Annotated in this window: 15 protein-coding genes; 5 read left to right on the top strand and 10 right to left on the bottom strand. The window is 72.1% G+C overall.

Features of this window, described 5'->3' with window-relative positions; all coding sequences use genetic code 11:
• Window positions 1-190 precede the first annotated feature (190 nt).
• Both ACWCO8_RS21630 and ACWCO8_RS21625 read left to right on the top strand, forming a co-directional pair.
• Window positions 191-2,806, top strand: a complete 2,616-nt coding sequence (locus ACWCO8_RS21630; protein WP_451033566.1) for a DNRLRE domain-containing protein — start codon at window positions 191-193, stop codon at window positions 2,804-2,806.
• Window positions 2,803-3,051: a hypothetical protein gene (locus ACWCO8_RS21625; RefSeq protein WP_451033565.1), complete on the top strand. Its 249-nt coding sequence runs from the start codon at window positions 2,803-2,805 to the stop codon at window positions 3,049-3,051. Before ACWCO8_RS21630 ends, ACWCO8_RS21625 begins: the two co-directional genes overlap by 4 nt.
• A 68-nt stretch (window positions 3,052-3,119) precedes the next feature.
• On the opposite strand, the gene ACWCO8_RS21620 is transcribed toward ACWCO8_RS21625, so the two are convergent.
• The 3 genes from ACWCO8_RS21620 to ACWCO8_RS21610 are packed head-to-tail and all read right to left on the bottom strand — an operon-like array spanning window position 3,120 to window position 5,766.
• A complete protein-coding gene (locus ACWCO8_RS21620) occupies window positions 3,120-3,893 on the bottom strand; it encodes a polysaccharide deacetylase family protein (protein ID WP_451033638.1) in 774 nt (257 codons plus the stop codon).
• Between the two features lie 20 nt (window positions 3,894-3,913).
• Complete coding sequence (locus ACWCO8_RS21615) at window positions 3,914-4,930, bottom strand: glycosyltransferase family 2 protein (RefSeq protein ID WP_451033564.1); 1,017 nt, start codon at window positions 4,928-4,930, stop codon at window positions 3,914-3,916.
• A complete protein-coding gene (locus tag ACWCO8_RS21610) occupies window positions 4,927-5,766 on the bottom strand; it encodes a glycosyltransferase family 2 protein (protein ID WP_451033563.1) in 840 nt (279 codons plus the stop codon). Before ACWCO8_RS21610 ends, ACWCO8_RS21615 begins: the two co-directional genes overlap by 4 nt.
• A 639-nt stretch (window positions 5,767-6,405) precedes the next feature.
• Here ACWCO8_RS21610 and ACWCO8_RS21605 point away from each other — a divergent pair.
• The gene (locus ACWCO8_RS21605) at window positions 6,406-7,212 is read left to right on the top strand and encodes an SGNH/GDSL hydrolase family protein (RefSeq protein WP_451033562.1); all 807 of its coding nucleotides are present in this window, start codon (window positions 6,406-6,408) and stop codon (window positions 7,210-7,212) included.
• On the opposite strand, the gene ACWCO8_RS21600 is transcribed toward ACWCO8_RS21605, so the two are convergent.
• On the bottom strand, window positions 7,196-8,824 hold the full coding sequence (locus ACWCO8_RS21600) for a serine/threonine-protein kinase (RefSeq protein ID WP_451033561.1): 1,629 nt from the start codon (window positions 8,822-8,824) through the stop codon (window positions 7,196-7,198). The genes ACWCO8_RS21605 and ACWCO8_RS21600 overlap by 17 nt on opposite strands.
• 368 nt (window positions 8,825-9,192) lie before the next feature.
• On the opposite strand from ACWCO8_RS21600, the gene ACWCO8_RS21595 reads away from it, so the two are divergent.
• Window positions 9,193-9,456, top strand: a complete 264-nt coding sequence (locus ACWCO8_RS21595) for a hypothetical protein (RefSeq protein WP_362004244.1) — start codon at window positions 9,193-9,195, stop codon at window positions 9,454-9,456.
• A 122-nt stretch (window positions 9,457-9,578) separates the two neighbouring features.
• On the opposite strand, the gene ACWCO8_RS21590 is transcribed toward ACWCO8_RS21595, so the two are convergent.
• From ACWCO8_RS21590 to ACWCO8_RS21580, 3 genes are all read right to left on the bottom strand, one after another.
• Window positions 9,579-10,775, bottom strand: a complete 1,197-nt coding sequence (locus ACWCO8_RS21590) for a CaiB/BaiF CoA transferase family protein (protein WP_451033560.1) — start codon at window positions 10,773-10,775, stop codon at window positions 9,579-9,581.
• 66 nt (window positions 10,776-10,841) lie between these two features.
• Window positions 10,842-11,618, bottom strand: a complete 777-nt coding sequence (locus tag ACWCO8_RS21585) for an ABC transporter permease (RefSeq protein WP_451033559.1) — start codon at window positions 11,616-11,618, stop codon at window positions 10,842-10,844.
• The gene (locus ACWCO8_RS21580) at window positions 11,615-12,553 is read right to left on the bottom strand and encodes an ATP-binding cassette domain-containing protein (RefSeq protein ID WP_451033558.1); all 939 of its coding nucleotides are present in this window, start codon (window positions 12,551-12,553) and stop codon (window positions 11,615-11,617) included. The genes ACWCO8_RS21585 and ACWCO8_RS21580 overlap by 4 nt, the downstream gene beginning before the upstream one ends.
• Window positions 12,554-12,616: 63 nt before the next feature.
• Here ACWCO8_RS21580 and ACWCO8_RS21575 point away from each other — a divergent pair, with 63 nt between their 5' ends.
• The gene (locus ACWCO8_RS21575; RefSeq protein WP_451033557.1) at window positions 12,617-13,333 is read left to right on the top strand and encodes a TetR/AcrR family transcriptional regulator; all 717 of its coding nucleotides are present in this window, start codon (window positions 12,617-12,619) and stop codon (window positions 13,331-13,333) included.
• Between the two features lie 6 nt (window positions 13,334-13,339).
• Here the strand turns inward: ACWCO8_RS21575 and ACWCO8_RS21570 are convergent, their stop codons facing one another.
• The 3 genes from ACWCO8_RS21570 to hmgA all read right to left on the bottom strand — a co-directional run bounded on the left by ACWCO8_RS21570 (window position 13,340) and on the right by hmgA (window position 16,753).
• Window positions 13,340-14,497, bottom strand: coding sequence for a type ISP restriction/modification enzyme (locus ACWCO8_RS21570; RefSeq protein ID WP_451033637.1), 1,158 nt, complete (start codon window positions 14,495-14,497; stop codon window positions 13,340-13,342).
• A 154-nt stretch (window positions 14,498-14,651) separates the two neighbouring features.
• Entirely contained in the window at window positions 14,652-15,401 is a 750-nt protein-coding gene (locus ACWCO8_RS21565) for a GntR family transcriptional regulator (protein ID WP_362004254.1), read from the bottom strand.
• 29 nt (window positions 15,402-15,430) lie between these two features.
• Window positions 15,431-16,753 (bottom strand): homogentisate 1,2-dioxygenase, encoded by a 1,323-nt coding sequence (gene hmgA / locus ACWCO8_RS21560; protein ID WP_451033556.1) that lies wholly within the window; start codon window positions 16,751-16,753, stop codon window positions 15,431-15,433.
• Window positions 16,754-16,873 lie beyond the last annotated feature (120 nt).

Here is a 16,873-nt window from a genome sequence, read left to right as displayed (position 1 = left end):
TCAAAGGTCTGTCGGCCCCCCAAAGAGGGACTTTCGACCCTGCTTACGGAGTCTTTACCTCTGTTTGGATCTTGCAGGTCAACCAAAGTTGATCAGGCCCGCGCCCTGCTGGAACGGCACGCGTGGACCTGTCGTTCAAGCAAGGACCTGCATGTCGTCGATACGGCGTAGATTTACCGGATCCATCGCGGTGGGGGGCGTTTCGGCGCTGACAGCGCTCGCTCTGCTCGGCGCGGCCACCCCGGCCCTCGCGGCGGAGCCCACGGACCAGGCAGCACAGGACCAGGCGGTACGGGACGCCGTACGCGCGAAGAACCCGCTCGGCGGGGCCGTGACCGAGGCCGTCACCGCCGAATCGGCCCTGCTCGCCGCCCAGGTGTACGACCGTCGGATCGAGGTCCTCGACCGGCGGACCGAGACCTCCACCACCTGGGCCAACCCCGACGGCACCCTGACCAGCACGGTCTCCGGCGGCCCCGTCCGCATGCTGAAGGACGGCACGTGGACCGACGTGGACGCCACGCTGCGCCGCCAGGCCGACGGCACCGTCGAGGCCGAGGCGCACCCCGGCGAGCTGAAGCTGGCCGGACCCGGCGGTGCCCGGGCCCGCTCGGCGCGCGCCGCGGCCGACGCGCCCGCCTCCGCCGCCCGCGACCTGATCACCCTCGGCACCGGGGACCAGTCGATCGGCGTCCAGTGGAAGGGCGGCCTGCCCGCCCCGGTCCTCGACGGGCCGAAGGCCACGTACCCCGACGCCGTCCCGGGCGCAGACCTCGTCGTCGACGCCACCCGCACCGGCTTCGAGCAGTTCCTCAGCCTCAAGAAGCGGCCGGCCGACGGGACCGCCCCGATGACCCTGCCGCTGCGGATCCCGGGCCTGACCGCCACCCAACAGCCGGACGACTCCGTGGTGTTCGCCGACCGCGAGAGCGGTGAGCCGGTCGCCACGATGCCGGCGCCCGTCATGTGGGACGCCCAGGTGGACGAGCGCTCCGGGGAGCGCAAGCACACCGCCCGGGTACCGATGACGGTCGTCCAGGACGGGGACACGGTCGAGCTGCGGCTCACCCCGGACCGGACGTTCCTCGCCGACCCGGCGACGACGTACCCGGTGACCATCGACCCGGCCACCGACACCCTCTCGGTCCTCTTCGACACCTTCGTCCAGGGCGGCGACACCACCGACCAGTCGGCGTCCACGGACCTGAAGATCGGCTGGCCCGGCGACTACGCGGGCAGCACGAAGCGCACCGCCCGCTCCTTCCTCACGTGGGAGACCGGCCAGTTCGCCGACGCGCTGGTCACCGACGCCAAGCTCTCCCTGTACAACTACCACTCCTGGTCCTGCGAGAAGCGCGGCTGGGAGGTCTGGGCGGCCGACCCGGCCGACACCTCCAGCCGCTGGACCAAGCAGCCCGCGCTGCGCCAGAAGTTCGCCACCTCCACCGAGACCCGCAGCGGCCCCTGCGGCAACGAGGGCCGGGTGACCGCCGACGTCACCGAGCTGGCGAAGACCTGGGCGAGCGCCAAGGCGGCGACCGGCTCGGTGGGCCTCAAGGCCGTCGACGAGTCGGACACGTACGCCTGGAAGCGCTTCTACTCCTCCGAGACCACGGAGGACAAGGTCCCGCAGCTCACGGTCACCTTCAACTACCGCCCCAAGAACGGCGCGAACCTCCAGGCCGGCACCCCGTTCTACAGCGAGGGCGGTGTCTACAAGGTCAACAGCCTGACCCCCACGCTCCGTTTCACCACCGAGGACGTCAACGAGGACGACCAGGTCCAGGGCACCTTCGAGGTCAAGGACAAGGCGACCGGCGAGGTCGTCGCCCTCTTCAACGCCCCGTTCGTGCGCTCCGGCGAGACGGCCTCCGCGAAGGTCCCGGCCGGCAAGCTGGCCACGGGCCGCGCGTACACCTTCCGTACGACCACCTACGACGGCCAGCACTATGCCAACGGCTGGTCGGACCCGGTGACCTTCACCGTGGACACCTCCTGGCGGCCGGGCCCTGCCATCGACGCGTTCGGGGTGGCCAACGCGGCCCTCGACGCCGCCGACATCACGCCCGCCGGCACCAGTGACGCCCGGTTCGCCGCCATCGCCGAGACGGCGACCGGCACCGTGACCGTGCCGTGGGACTCCCAGGGCCGCATCGAGGTCAAGCCGGACGACATCGCCGCGGTCGGCATCGGATCCGGCGCGGGCCCGCAGCGCGGGGTCAACGTCAACGGCAGCGTGGTGCACGCCTCCGCGACCTCCCCGGTCGACACCGTCGTCCAGCCCACGCTCGACGGCGGCAGCCGGACCCTTCAGGTCATCAAGAACGCCACCGCGCCGCGCGAGTACCGGGTTCCGCTCAGCCTCGCTCCGGGTTCGAGCCTGCGCCAGCAGCCGGACGGCTCCATCGTGATCATCTCGGCCAACCCGAACGAGCCGGTCGCGGCGATCAACGCCCCCTGGGCGAAGGACGCGCACGGCAAGCCGGTGCCCACCTCGTACCGTCTGGAGGGCCAGACCCTGATCCAGACGGTCTCCTTCGACGCGAACACCGCGTTCCCCGTCGTCGCGGACCCGTGGTGGAACCCGTTCAGCTGGAAGTGGAAGAAGATCGGCAGGGTCGTCAAGAACGCCGCCAAGAAGTGCGGCGTGGGCGCCCTCGCCGCCTACGTGCCCGTCCAGTCGCACCACGTCTCCGTCAACATCCAGCGCGCCCGCGCCGGACTGCGGATGGTGAAGTTCGCGGGCGGTCCCTGGGGCTATGTCTCGGTGGCGGCCGCGGGCTGCCTGATGGGACAGCTGTCATGACCCGCGGGCAGGACCGGCGCCACGCCCTCGGCTGGACCGGGGACCCCGCCTCCGGCGGCAGGCCGGCCGCCCTGGTCGACCTGCTGGTCCTGGTCGCCGCCCTGACGGTGGTCGCACTCTCCCTGCGCGCGTTCACCGCGGTCCCCACCTGGGGGGCGATCCTGATCGGCGCCTTCGTGGCGGCGGGCACGACCCGCCTGCGCCTGGGGGCGCGCCTGCTCGGCGCCCTGGGCCGCCGTCGCTGACGGCCCGCGCACCGGAGGCCGTACCGGAGACCGCTCCGGTACGGCCTCCAGCGCTTTGGCCCTGTGCCTCAGACAGCGAGCCTGGCGGCCGCCCGCACCGCGCCCCGGGTGCGGCGGACCATGGCGTACCCCTTGGTCAGCGCCCGGTCCGCCGCGAACGTCCGGCCGATCGCCCGGCCCTCGACGAGCCGGGTGAACTCCTCGATGCCGGTGGAGCGCCGCACGGTCAGCCGTTCCAGGGCGTACGGTCCCTGGCGGCGGCGTGCGACGGTGTTGCCCACCGCGAGGGCCTGGGCGTAGCCGGCCGCCCGGACCGTACGGCGGACGCGGCGGTCGGAGTAGCCGTACGGGTAGGCGAACGAGACCGGCGCCCGGCCCAGCTCCTCGCGGAGGATCTCCTTGCAGCGCAGGGTCTCGTACCAGAGCCGCCGGTCGTCGACCTGGTCGAGCTGCGGGTGACTGTGGCTGTGGCCGCCGATCTCCGCACCGGCGGCGGCCAGTTCGCGGACCTGGTCCCAGTCGAGCATGGTGTCCAGGGCCTCGCCCTCGTCGTACGTTCCGCGCAGCCAGCCGGTCGAGACGAACACCGTCGACGCGAAGCCGTGCTTGGCGAGCACGGGCAGCGCGTGCCGGTGCACGCCTTCGTAGCCGTCGTCGAAGGTGATCAGGACGGGGCGCGCGGGCAGCGGCCCGCCCGAGCGCCAGGCCGCGGCCAGCTCCGCCGTGGTCAGCGGGGTGAGCCCGTGGTCGGCGACCACCTCCATCTGCGCGGCGAACGCCTCGGGGGAGACGGACAGCCGGTGCGCGGCCGGAGCGGGCTCGTGGCCGACGGCGTGGTACATCAGGATCGGTACGGGTCCGTTCACGCGGCCACCTCGGGAGCGGGCTTCTGCGCCTCCGGCAGGCTCGGGATCGGGCCCGAGGAGAACGTCGCCCCGCCGCCGCGCGCCCGCACCGCCGCCCGCACGTAGCCGCCCGCCGCGATCGCCACGCCCGCCACGATCGCACCCGCCCGGCCCGCGCCGCCCGGTCGCCCGAGCAGCGCGTCGCGCAGACCGCGCACGACACCGGCCGGCAACACCCGGGTGGTGTACCGCCGTTCGGCCTCCAGACCCTTGCCCGCGCCGACGCTCCGGGAGACGAGCGCCTTCGACAGACCTTCGGCGTACGTCCGGGTACGGAAGTAGCCGAAGCGCTCGCGCACGGCCGGGACCTTGTGGTGGATGACGGCCCGGTCGTCGATCAACAGGACCGCGTCCGGGAGGACTTGGGAGAGCCGGATGCAGAGCTCGGTCTCCTCGCAGCCGAGCGGCCGCCGGTCGCCGTCCCGCCCGATGCCGGTGGCGAAGCCGCCCGCGGCGTCGAAGGCCGTGCGCCGGAAGGAGGCGTTGCCGCCGAGCACGTTCCGCACCCGGACCCGGCCGGGCGGGAGGCCGCGGTACGTGCAGCCGACGACCCAGTCGAACTCCTCGGGGAACCAGTCGGGCCGCCGGCCCGAGGCCCAGGCGGGCAGGGTCCGGCCGCCGACCGCCATGACCCGCGGGTCGTCGTAGCCCGAGGCGAGGTACCGCAGCCAGTCCCGCTCGGCCACGGCGTCGTCGTCGAGGAAGGCCACGAACTCGGTACGGGAGACGGCGATCCCGGTGTTGCGTCCGGAGGACAGGCCGCGGGGGCCCGCGTTGGCGAGCACCCGCACCTCCTCCTCGTCCGTGAACCGTTTCGTCAGCCGCGCCAGGAGCCGGTCGTTGTGGTCGACCACGAGCAGGATCTCCCGGGCCGGCCGCGACTGGTTCCGTACGGAGTCGACCGCCGCGAGGATGTCCTCCCAGCGCTCCTCCGTGTAGACGCAGATCACGACGGAGAACTGACGACCATTCAAGATGCCTCTCCCCGGGGAACGTTGACGGAGAAGGCGGTCGGCCGGCGGCGGGCCGCGCGTCTCACGCCCTTCTCCTTGAGGATGACCTTGAGCACCCGGATGCCGTCGCGCACGGCGTTGAGGTTGCTGACGCCGTGGATGCGCAGGTACTCGTGGCTCGGCACCTCCTGGACCTTGAGGCCGGCCTTGACGACCCGGATGTTGATCAGGGTCTCGATCTCGAAGCCGGTGCAGTCCAGGGTGACCTTGTCGAGGCAGTGCCGCCAGAAGGCGTTGTAGCCGTAGCAGAGGTCGGTGTAGCGGGCCCCGAACTTGCGGTTGACCAGGGCGCACAGCGCCCAGTTGCCGAGCCGGCGGATCGGCGTCATGTCGTCCGTACCGCCGCCGTTGGCGAAGCGCGAGCCCTTGGCGAAGTCGGCGCCGCCGACGAGCGCGGAGACATAGGAGACGATCTCCTGGCCGTCGGCCGAGCCGTCCGCGTCGACCATCACGATGATGTCGCCGGTGCAGGCGGCGAAGCCGCTGATGAGCGCGTCGCCCTTGCCCTTGCCGACCTGCTTGACGACCTTGACGTCGGGCCGGAGTTCCCTGGCCACGTGCACGGTGTCGTCGGTGGAGTTTCCGTCGACCAGAACGACTTCGTGGATCCAGTCCGGCAGGGACTTGAAGACGTAAGGCAGATTTTCCGCCTCGTTCATCGCGGGGATGACGACGCTCACCGGTGGCGTGATCGCCAAATGCGAGGTGATCGCCTTGTATTGCGCCGCTATTCGGCGCTGATCGCTCTGCTCCATCGCTTCGTGGCCGCTGACGGCCGGGCGCAGGAATGAGCTCATGGTGGTGTATCCCTCTCGTCCGGTGGACCGCCCGCCCCCGGGCTGTCCGGTGGTCTGTCCGGTTACGAAAGGGGGGTCCCCACCCCGTCCGAGCAGCATCGATCGCCGTTCGGGCATGGGTGGGTCGGCATCTCAACCGCGCGGCACGCGACTCGGCGCAGGCATATGCGCACGCCGAGACCAGCACCCCCCTACCGCGCCCCGCCCCGAGACCGTCGCGTCGCTTGAGCCCTCCCCTGAGCTGTAGCGCGACGGGTCGATGCGGGTGAGATGTACGACGGTATTGATGAATGCGACTGTATGGCAAGCCCTGGATCTGATGCTCCCGTTTCCGGTAATTGGCGGGCTTGGTCGGTCAGATGTGGAAGCGTCCCGATCGGTTTTTCGCAATCCACTTTTCTGGTGGTGTTGTTGAGGTCGAATTGAACTCCTGCGCATTGTTGTGCGAATTCTTTTCGACGGATGATCCATCAGGTGGCCGGATCTCGACGGTCGCTGACGGGCGCTGAGGGCTGCACGGAGGTCGCTGACGGGGTGTCGGCAAGATCTCGCCAAATCTTCTTGGCATGGACACTTCCAACATGGCCGGATCAACTGCTACTACCTAGTAACGCAGTGATCCTGCTACAGGGAGGTTCCATGAAACTGTCCCGATTCGCGGCATTCTCGTCCTCACTCCTGCTCGGTGCCGTCCTCGCCCTCACCGGGGCGGGAGCCGCACAGGCCGCCGAAACCGCCGCTCTCGACTATGTGGCGCTCGGCGACTCGTACTCCTCCGGCGTCGGAGCCGGGAGCTACGACAGCGCCAGCGGCGACTGCAAGCGCTCCACGAAGGCCTTCCCCGTCCTCTGGAAGAACGCGAACTCACCCTCGTCGTTCGCGTTCACGGCATGCTCGGGCGCCCGAACGGGTGATGTCACGAGCGGTCAGCTCGGACCCCTCTCCACCGCCACCGACCTGGTCTCCATCACCATCGGGGGCAACGACGCCGGCTTCGCCGACGTCATGACCACCTGCGTCCTCCAGTCGGAGTCCGCCTGCATCAACCGTGTGAATCAAGCCAAGGCGTACGTCGCCAGCACCCTGCCCGGCAACCTCGACTCGGTGTACTCGGCCATCAGAGCCAAGGCCCCGAACGCCCGGGTCGTCGTCCTCGGCTACCCCCGCTTCTACAAGCTCGGCGGCAGCTGCGTCGCCGGCCTGAGCGAGAACGAGCGGCGCGCCATCAACGAGGGCTCGGACATCCTCAACGAGGCCACCGCCAAGCGCGCGGCCGACCACGGCTACACCTTCGCCAGCGTGGTCCCCGCCTTCACCAACCACGAGATCTGCTCCAGCGCAGCCTGGCTGCACAGCGTCAACTGGCTCAACATCGGCGAGTCGTACCACCCCACCGCCGCCGGCCAGTCCGGTGGCTACCTGCCCAGCTTCAGGGCTGTGGCGTAGCCGTAGCCGCAGCGGTAGGCGTAGTCGAACCACTCGGGTGGGTGGCCCCGCCGGTCGGGGTCACCTGCTCGCAGGTCACCGAGAACTCCACCCAGTTCGAACTCTTCTCCACCGGAGCGCGCACCTCCATCCGGATCCGGTCGCGCCAGGTGTCGTCCGCCCGGTACGTCAGCTCCGTGTGCTCGACGTTCTTCTCCTGGGGGCCGCCCGCCGGGAACTCCAGCGTCCGCCAGCCCTTCTCGGCCGAGCTCTCCCCGCTCTCCGTGACCCAGCGGTACTCAACCGAGGCGGGCGTCCGGCCCACCGTGAGCGTGGCGGCGAAGGCCGGGGCCCGGTCCTTGGCCGGCGGACACGCGCCGCTGTAGCTGCCGCGCACAGCCCGCACGTACACCAGGACCGTCGGCACCGGCGGTGCGGTGGTGGCCGAGGGCGTCGTGCGGGTCGGCGTAGGTGCCGTGGTGGTCGCCGTCGTGGGGGAGCCGGTCGTGGGCGCGCCCGTCGCCGGAGAACTCGTCACCGGGCCACCGTCCTTGCCGCCGTCGTCCTGGTTCCGCAGCAGCGCGTACGTCAGCCCGCCCACGGCGAGCAGCAGCAGAACCACCCCCGTCGCGAGAACGGCGACCGCCCGCCCGGAGCGATCCTCCGGCGCCGGATCACGCGGAGCCGGAACCGGGAGCGGAAGGGGCGGAGTCGGGCTCGGGGATGCGCTCCGGGGCGCGGGCCGGTCCTGTTCTGCCTCCGATGCGCCGCCGCTCGCGCCGTTCGCGCCGTACGGCTCCGAGCTCACCGGCCCCGACCGGGGCGAGCCGCCCGCACCCACCAGCCTCAACTGCCGCTCGGCCACCTCCGCTTGGAGCCGTTCGCCCGGCTCCTTCCGCAACAGGCCCTCGATGACCGGCGCGAGCGCCCCCGCGCGGCGCGGCGGCGGGAGTTCCTCGTCCACGACGGCCCGCAGTGTGGCGAGCGGTGTGTCCTGGCGGAACGGCGAACCGCCCTCCACCGCCGCGTAGAGCAGCACCCCGAGCGACCACAGGTCCGAGGCAGGGCCGGGCGTGCGGCCCAATGCCCGCTCAGGGGCGAGGAATTCGGGCGATCCGATCAGCTCGCCCGTCATCGTCAGCGGGGAGGTCCCCTCCACCGCCGCGATCCCGAAGTCGGTCAGGACGACCCGGCCGTCGTTGGCGAGCAGGACGTTGCCCGGCTTCACGTCCCGGTGCAGCACCCCGGCCTCGTGCGCGGCGCGCAGCGCCGCGAGGACCTCCGCGCCGACGAGCGCGGCGCGCTGAGGGGGCATCGGTCCCTCCGCGTCCAGGACCTCCGAGAGGGTCAGTCCGTGGACCAGCTCCATCACGATCCAGGGGCGGCCGTCCTCGGTGGCCACGTCGTAGACGGTCACCACGTTCCGGTGCGTGATCCGGGCGGCCGCCCAGGCCTCGCGCTCCAGACGTGCGTACAGCCGCTGCTCGTCGGCGCCGCTCAGCCCCGCCGGGGCGCGGACCTCCTTCACCGCCACGTCACGGTTCAGGGCCTCGTCCCTGGCCCGCCAGACCGTGCCCATGCCGCCCTGCCCCAGGACGTCCAGGAGCCGGTACCGCCCCGCGATCACGGTCATGGCGTGTCCCCGTCCGTCGTCGGCACCGGTCGGCTGTCTCGGTCGTCCCGATCGGCCCCGGTGGAGCATTTCTGCCCCCGGTCCGCGGACTTCGAACACCCCGTGGAGAACGCGGGGTGATCTTGGTGGCGGAGATCACACACCGTCAGGTGGCGACAGATGAGGGCCTTGTGCGCAGGATGGTTCATGACGGTTCGGCAGGTGTTCGAGCCCTGTCCAACTCACCCTGAAATCAGATGGATTCGGACAGTAGTCGTCAACCCCCGTACGAGTGTGGTGAATCCCGCCGGCGGGATACACGAGTGTCACAGCGGAGCGATAGGGTTAACCTGCCCGGGCCGGGTGCCCTCGTTAGGGTGGGGAGTGTCATGGAACAGATAGCAATGCGCAGCAGGCCGCGAGTGCCTGCCATCACATGCGGGAGCAGTGCGACCAGTTCGCGGCTCGACCGTCATCTCGCGGTGCTCGGCGGCCCCGTCGTGCCCCAGCGTGAAGCGGCCGAGGCGACGCTGCTGATGCGCGAGCTGACCTCGCGCGACGCCACGCGAACCCGCCGTCACAAGAGCGCGCGCGTCTCGCTCTTCGCCCCCCTTCGCCGCCTCCGCCGAAGCCTCTTCGGCAGCCGGGGCTGAGGAAGAGGGTCCGACCGGCAGGGGTGTCAGTGAACCTTCGTTCCGCCGAGGCGGAACGGGGTGGGCTTTCACCCCGGCGAGCGCGCCCACCCCGGGCCAAGGCGTGCCCACCCCGTGGGGCGTCACGCCACGACACCGTCCGCCCGTAGCGCCCGCAGCTCCTCCGGGGGGACACCCAGTTCCCCCAGCACGACGTCCGTGTCGTCACCAAGACCCGGCACACGCCCCATCGGTGCGTCCGGCCCGTCCGGGAACGTGACCGGCGGCACCAGCGACCTCAACGGCCCCACCGGCGACCCCACCTCCCGCCACCGCTCCCGCGCCGCCAGCTGCGGATGCTCCGCCAGGTCCGCCACCGTGTTCAACCGCGCGCACGCGATCCCCGCCGCGTCGAGCCGCGCCAGCGCCTCCGCCGCCGTCAGCGGCGCGAGCGCACCGGCCACCACCGCGTCCGTCGCCGCGCGGCCGGCCACCCGGGCCGTGTTCGTCGCGAAGGCCGGATCCTCCGCCAGATCCGGCCGATCGAGGACCTGCTCGGCCAGCCGCCGCCACTCGCGGTCGTTCTGGACCGACAGCAGCACCAAGCTCCCGTCGGCCGTCGGATAGGCGTCGTACGGGGCGATGACGGCGTGCGCGAGCCCCGTGCGCGCCGGGGCAGTGCCTCCATGCATCCCGTGGTGCAGCGGATGCCCCATCCACTCGGCCAGCGAGTCGAGCAGCGACACCTCCACAGGGCCGCCCCGCCCGGTCGTCCCGCGCCGCACGAGCGCGGCGAGGACACCCGCGTACGCGTACATCCCGGCCGCGATGTCGGCCGCCGGGATCCCCGACTTCACCGGCTGCTCCGCCGTCCCGGTCACCGACACGAGCCCCGCCTCGCACTGCACGAGCATGTCGTACGCCCGCTTGTGCGCGTACGGCCCGCCCGGCCCGTACCCCGACACGTCCACGGCGATCAGCCGGGGATGCGCGGCGCACAGGGTGGCCGCGTCCAGACCGAGGCGGGCCGCCGCGCCCTGCGCCAGGTTCTGTACGAAGACGTCCGCGCCGGCCACGAGCCGGCGGACCAGGTCGAGACCGCGCCCGTCCTTCAGGTCGACGGCCACCGACTCCTTGCCCCGGTTGCACCACACGAAGTGCGAGGCGAGCCCCCGGGCCGCCGTGTCGTAACCCCGCGCGAAATCACCGCCGTCCGGGCGCTCGATCTTGATGACCCGGGCGCCCAGATCGGCGAGCTGGCGGGTGGCGAAGGGGGCGGCGACGGCCTGCTCGACCGCGACGACCGTGATCCCCGCCAGGGGGAGTGGCTGAGTGCTCATGACAGCCCTGCCTACCCTGCGGACGGGGCGCTGTCACCGTCGCGCTCGTCACGCGGGCGCCCCGCGTCACCCGCGCGCGTACCGCCGTACCGCCAGCGGTGCGAAGACGGCGATCAGCGCGAGCGACCAGAGCAGCGAGCCGGCCACCGGATGGGCCACCGGCCAGGCCGCGTCCGCCGGGACGGCCGCGTTGCCGAAGAGCTGCCGTACCGCCGTCGTGACCGCCGAGATCGGGTTCCACTCGGCGACCGTCCGCAGCCAGCCCGCCATGTTCTCGGTCGGGATGTACGCGTTGGAGAGCAGCGGCAGCATGAACGTGGCGCTGCCCAGCTGCCCGGCCGCCTCCTCGCTCCGCGAGGCGAGCCCGAGCAGGATCCCCACCCACGTGGCCGCGAACCGGAAGAGCAGCAGCAGCCCGAACGCCGTCAGCGCCTCCAGGGCCGTGCCCTCGATCCGCCAGCCCATCGCGAGCCCCACGAGGATCAGCGGGATCATGCCGACCGCGCTGGTCAGCAGATCGGCGAGGGCCTGTCCGAGCGGAACGGCCGCCCGGCTGACCGGCATCGTCCGGAAGCGGTCCATGACGCCCCGGTGCGAGTCCTGCGCGGCCTGGAACATCCCCGTCATCACCCCGCCCGCCGCCGTCGCCACGAGCAGACCCGGCACCAGGTACGCCCGGTACTCCGCGCCGGGCATGGCGAGCGCGCTGCCGAACACGTACCCGAAGAAGAGCAGCAAGACGATCGGCATCGTCTGCGTCATGACGGTGATCGCCGGGGCCCGGCGGACCTTCTGCAGGTGCCGGCCCAGGATTGCGGCACCGTCGTGGGCGAGCGCGCTCATGCGACGAGCTCCTTCCGGTCGGTGAGGCGGAGGAACACCTCGTCGAGGGTGGGCGGACGCAGGGACGCGTCGATGAGCGGGACCCCGGCCGCGTCGATCTCGCGGACGATCCGGGGGAGGGTGAGCGTGGTGTCCGTGGTGACCGCGCCGACCGTGCGGCGCTCGGCGTCGAGCGCCGGGGCCGAGCCGGTCAGCTGGTCGAGGACGGCCGCCGCCGCGTCGAGGTGCCGGACATCGGCGACCACGACCTCCGCCCAGCTCCCGATCAGCGCCTTGAGCTCGGCCGGGGTGCCGCGATGGGCGGCCCGGCCCTCGTCGATCAGCACGATGTCGTCGGCGAGCTGATCGGCCTCCTCCAGGTACTGCGTGGTCAGCAGCACGGTCGTGCCCTGGGACGCCAACCCCCGTACGGCGTCCCAGATCCCGTTCCGGCTGTGCGGGTCGAGCCCGGTCGTCGGCTCGTCGAGGAAGAGGACCCGCGGCGGTACGAGCAGGCTCGCCGCGAGGTCGAGCCGGCGTCGCATCCCGCCCGAGTAGGTGCGCGCGGGCCGGCCGGCCGCCTCGGTGAGCCCGAACTGGTCGAGGAGTTCGTCGGCGCGGGCGCGCGGGGCGCGCAGCAGCCGTGCGAAGAGCCGGAGGTTCTCGGCGCCCGAGAGGTCGCCGTCGACCGAGGCGGACTGCCCGGTGACCGCGATGCGCTTCCGTACCCCCGCCGGGTCGCGCACCACGTCGCACCCGGCGACCCGCGCGCTGCCCGCGTCCGGGACGACCAGCGTGGTCAACACCCGCACGGCGGTCGTCTTGCCCGCGCCGTTGGGGCCGAGGACCCCGCAGACGGTGCCCTCGGGGACCGCCAGATCGAGCCCGCGCAGGGCATGGACGTCGCCGTATCGCTTCTGCAGACCCTCACTAAGTACAGCGTACGTAGTAGTCATGGCGCGACCATACCGCACTACGTACGGTGTACGTAACTAGGATGGTGGGCGAGGTGATGATCCATGGCGGGCCGAGCGGCCGAACCGGAAGTGATCTGGGCGCGCCCCGAGCGCACGGGCCGCGGCCCCAAACCGGCGTACAGCAGGGCCGACATCGTGGCGGCCGCCGTGCGCATCGCTGACGCCGACGGCATCGAGGCGCTCTCCATGCGACGGATCGCGGCCGACATCGGCTGCGGCACGATGTCGCTCTACAACTACGTGCCGCGCAAGGAGGATCTGTACGAGCTGATGGTCGACGCCGTCAGCGGCGAGTACGAACTCCCCGACCCTCCCAGCGGGGACTGGCGCGCGGACATGCTCCAGGTGGGCCGGCAGGCGCGGGGCATCCTGCGCCGCCACCCGTGGGTCATCAGGCTGATGACGACCGGGTACGCCTTCGGCCCGAACGCCCTGCGTTTCCTGGAGGCCTGCCTGGCCTGCCTGGACGGTCTGGATCTGCCCGGCGGCACGAAGATGGAGCTGATCGCGACCGTCAACGGCACCGTGATGACCATCGTCGCCAATGAACTCGCCCTCGCCGAACGCGCCCGCGGCCTGCCCTGGTCCGAGGAACAGGAACAGGCCGTACGCGGGGCCTACCTCGCGGGGCGTCTCGCGGGCGGCGACTACCCCAGGCTGGCGGCGGTGATCGGCGAGGCCGGGGTCGAGCGGCTCGACCCCGAGGAGATCTTCGACCGCACGCTGGGGCGCGCGATCGACTCGTTCGTCCGGGGGTAGATCGTCCTAGAGCAGGGCGAACTGGCCCTCCGGGCCCTCCTCCTGGTGGTCCAGTACGGAGGCGGGGCGGCGGGCCGTGGCCGGTACGGGCAGGACGCCCGCGTCGCGCAGCGCCGTCCGGGGCAGGAGCGGCGCCTCCGCGAGGAGCTCCGTGCGCTCCGCGTCCCGGGCGGCGAGCAGGGCGAGCACGGTGATGAGCTCCAGGAGTTCGGAGGTCCATTCCTGCGGCCAGGCCGCCGGGCCGATCGCCTCCAGGGAGCCGGGCTCGGCGGGCGCGGTGCGGTGCGCGAACCACTGCTCCAGCATCCGTACGCCCCCCACCTGGAAGTCCCAGGCCTCCGCCGGTACGGGGGAGATCCTGCCGTCGTCGAGGGTCAGGGTCTCCTCCCCGGGCTCGTACGCGAGCGTGGCCGGCCGGGCCGGGATCGGTGCCCGGACGTAGGGGCGGCGGCCGCCGGGCAGCCGGGGGCGCTCGCCGCCCCGGGCGCCCCGCAGCTGGATGTCCCTGAGCCTGCGGCCGAGTTCCACGCCCGCCGCCCAGACGTCCGGGTCCGCCGGGAGCGGGACGCGACAGCCCGCGGGGGAGGGGCGGGCGGCCGCCACGGCCCAGGCGAGCACGTCGGGGGCGGTGACCCGGGTCCCGTACCGCTGGCTCAGCCAGGGCAGCAGACCGGGCGCGAGGTTCGGCTCCTCGCCACCGGGGCGGCGGAACAGCGGGCGGATCCGGCCCGGGCGTCCTGCGGGGGAGCGGCCGGCCGGGAGCGCGGCCGTCACGAGCAGCGCGGGGCCGGCCGCGCCCGGCACGTACCCCTGCTCGACGGCGAAGAGCTGCCGCTCGTCCGCGACCCGCCACAGCTCGGGGCGCGCGGTGTCGATGAGCCGGTGGTCGGGGAGCAGCCACTGCTCGTCGAAGGGCCCGTGGGCGAGCCGCACCGGCTCGGGGGACGGGCCGGTCTCACGGGCGAACCGGACCGTGCCGGTCCGCTGCCCGGGCAGTGCGGCCACCGAACTCGACGGCGTACGCGCCCGGCTGGGCCGGAACAGCTCCTCGCGCTCCTCGGGGCCCGCGGCGACCAGCCGGTTCCAGCGCTCGCGCAGGGTGCGGACGTCCGGCGCCACGACCCAGGAGCGGCCGAGCCGCAGGGGCGCGACGGACCACGGCATCAGCTCGTCCAGGAGGGGCGCGTCGTCCAGCGGTACGTCTCGGGTCACCCTCGGATGCTAGCGAGCGGGCTCCGTGCGCCTCCAGAGTGCCTTGACCGTCACGGTGACCGGTGGCTCAGGCTCGGTGCGACGCCTCCATCACCGTCCCGGTGGCTCACTGCGCCTCGACCGTCACCGTGAAGGAGAAGCGGTCGCCCCGGTACCGGATCCGGGCCACGTCCACGACCCGGCCGTCCTTGTCGTACGTGACGCCCGTGTAGTGCAGGATCGGCGAGAGCAGCGGCACCTGGAGGAGGGCCGCCGTCTCCGGGTCGGCGAGCCGGGCCTCGACCGTGTCCGTGATCCGGCTGATCCGGACCCCCACCACGTCCCGCAGCACCTTCGTCATCGGCCAGCGCTCCAGATCGGCCGGGTCGAGCCCGGCCGCCACGTCCGGACGTACCGCGTTCTCCGCCCAGTTGGTGGGCTCCCCGCTCTCCCCGTCGCGCCGCAGCCGCTTGTACGCGACCACCTCCGCCACATCGGGGAAGAACTCGGCGAGCTCACCCGGCACCGGCTCGGTGCCGTGGTCGAGAACGGTGGTCCGTTCGCCGGACTGCTGGGCCACGATCGCGTCGATCGAACCGAGCAGCCGGCGCGGGGAGGCGCGCCGGGCGCCCGGCTCGATGAAGGTGCCGCGCCGCCGGTGCCGGCTGATCAGGCCCTCCTGCTCCAGCTCCTTCAGGGCCTGCCGCATCGTCAGCACGCTCACGCCGTAGTGCGCGGCGAGCTGCTCCTCGGTGGGCAGCCGCAGCGACGCGTCGGGCGTGCGGCCCAATATGGAGGCGCGCAGCGACTGCGAGACCTGATACCAGAGCGGCAGCTTGCGGTTCAGGACCAGCGAGTCGGGAGCGAAGGCGGTCACGGCGTTCTCCGTACGACGACAGCGAGACTCTACGGCCGGAAGTGGCGCTGAAGACCCTGCCATACGTTGTCATATGCGTTCTGCAGGTGGTCGGCGCCGGCCGCCTGGGCGGTGGCGGTCACCGGCCAGCGGGTCTCGAACATGAAGGCAAGACCGTCGTCGATCTTCTGCGGCTTCAGCTCGGCGGCGCTCGCCCTGTCGAAGGTCTCCCGGTCGGGGCCGTGCGCGGACATCATGTTGTGGAGGGACCCGCCGCCCGGGACGAAGCCTTCGGCCTTCGCGTCGTACGCGCCCTCGATGAGGCCCATGTACTCGCTCATCACGTTGCGGTGGAAGTACGGCGGCCGGAAGGTGTCCTCGCCCACCAGCCAGCGCGGGGCGAAGACGACGAAGTCGACGCCCGCGAGACCGGGGGTGTCGGTCGGCGAGGTGAGGACCGTGAAGATCGACGGGTCCGGGTGGTCGTACGAGATCGACCCGATGACATTGAAGGTGCGCAGGTCGTAGACGTACGGGCTGTGGTTGCCGTGCCAGGCGACGACATCGAGCGGGGAGTGGTCGTACGTCGCGGACCAGAGGTTGCCGCAGAACTTGTTGACGACCTCGACCGGGCCCTCCACGTCCTCGTACGCGGCGACGGGCGCGCGGAAGTCGCGGGCGTTCGCCAGGCCGTTGGCGCCGATCGGGCCGAGGTCGGGGAGCTGGAAGGGCGCGCCGTAGTTCTCGCAGACGTAGCCGCGGGCGGTCGCGTCGAGGAGCTCGACGCGGAAGCGGACGCCCCGGGGGATCAGGGCGATCTCGCCGGGGTGGACGGCGAGCAGGCCGAGTTCGGTACGGAGGAGCAGGCCGCCGCGCTCGGGGACGATCAGCAGCTCGCCGTCGGCGTCGCTGAAGACCCGCTCCATGGAGGCGTTCGCGTGGTAGAGGTGCACCGCCATGCCCGTGCGCTGCGTGGCGTCGCCGTTGCCGCCGAGCGTCCAGAGGCCGGCCAGCCAGTCCGTGCCGGGCGCCGGGTCGGGGAGCGGGTTCCACCGCAGCCGGTTCGGGTCGGGGACGGTCTCGGTGAACGGCGCGGAGCGGACGGCGCCGTTCTCGATCCGGGTGAACGGGGGGTGCGCGGCCGAGGGGCGGATCCGGTACAGCCACGAGCGGTGGTTGTGGGCGCGCGGCTCGGTGAACGCGCTGCCGCTCAGCTGCTCCGCGTAGAGGCCGAGGGGCGCGCGCTGCGGCGCGTTGCGGCCGTGCGGCAGCGCGCCGGGGACCGCCTCGGAGGTGTGCTCGTTGCCGAAGCCGGTGGAGTACTGGAGTCCGTCGGCCGTCTTTCTCGCCCGCTCGGTGTTCTCCGTGGTCATCGCACGCTCCTGTCCTGACGCCCAAAACAATCCTATGCATGACCGTAGGATTCCGCGCCCGCTCACGTCAACGGGGCGCCAGGGGTCTCCGGGGATCTCCGGAGGGCTCCGGAGGGCTCC

This window comes from Streptomyces sp. NPDC001927 (assembly GCF_053594455.1).
Note: the sequence above shows the minus strand (reverse complement) of the source record. Positions and strands in the feature narration are given on the sequence as shown.